1 protein-coding gene is annotated in these 727 nt (G+C 34.7%); it reads left to right on the top strand.

The window, feature by feature from the left end; translation table 11 throughout:
* Positions 1-63 precede the first annotated feature (63 nt).
* Positions 64-546, top strand: a complete 483-nt coding sequence (locus ACFQ2O_RS21960) for a hypothetical protein (RefSeq protein WP_377533114.1) — start codon at positions 64-66, stop codon at positions 544-546.
* The last annotated feature ends 181 nt before the right edge of the window (positions 547-727 follow it).

Below are 727 nucleotides of genomic sequence, written 5' to 3'. Positions count from 1 at the left end.
ATTTTTGAAACAAACTAACTTTACCTATAGTATACTAGCTTATATCCTACTAAACATTATTATATGAAAAAGTTGCTCTTGTTCTTCCTTCCAGTTCTGTTATTATCTGCCTGTAATAAAGACGATGAAGGTGAAATTCCTACTCCAATTCCTGAAGGTGAAATAAGCCAGAAGCTGCAGGGAAAATGGACAAACAAATTTATTGTAAGAGAGTATTATGGTGATGCCGACACTATTGTTTATGCAGATTCAGTAGAAGTTCAGTCTTACTTTGAGTTCAAAGGTAATCAGATGTTTATATCACTTCCTGGCAGTACAAACCAAGAAGCATACACGTATGATTTGCCTAAAAAAGACGAACCGAACTATATTACCTTTAAAAGAGGAAGCTTAACTACTGATTACACCGTACTTGCCATTTCAGACACATCCATGGTTTGGTTAGATGAGCAAGCATATGCTGGTTATCCAATTGATGTACCAGATGATAAGAAAAAGACATCAAAAGTAGGGAAATTCACCTACAGATTCGTAAAAGACAAGTAAACCGTAAAAGGTTACATCTCACGTAACCGATAGTACACATCTATCACTTGTGCTTACTGTTCTCGTTTACATAAAGAGCCAAAGGAAGTAAACTAACCTATACTTCCTTTGGCTCTTTGATGAGAATAAGTTTACCATCAACATGATGTTTATCTTTTTATTATGTGTAAACATTTAGCAT

It is taken from the genome of Pontibacter rugosus, from assembly GCF_042678745.1.
In the GTDB taxonomy this organism is placed as follows: Bacteria; Bacteroidota; Bacteroidia; order Cytophagales; family Hymenobacteraceae; genus Pontibacter; species Pontibacter rugosus.
Note: the sequence above shows the minus strand (reverse complement) of the source record. Positions and strands in the feature narration are given on the sequence as shown.

Bases quoted from the DNA above. Each gene is read 5' to 3' on its own strand.
- ACFQ2O_RS21960 (WP_377533114.1), top strand. From the start codon at position 64: ATGAAAAAGTTGCTCTTGTTCTTCCTTCCAGTTCTGTTATTATCTGCC.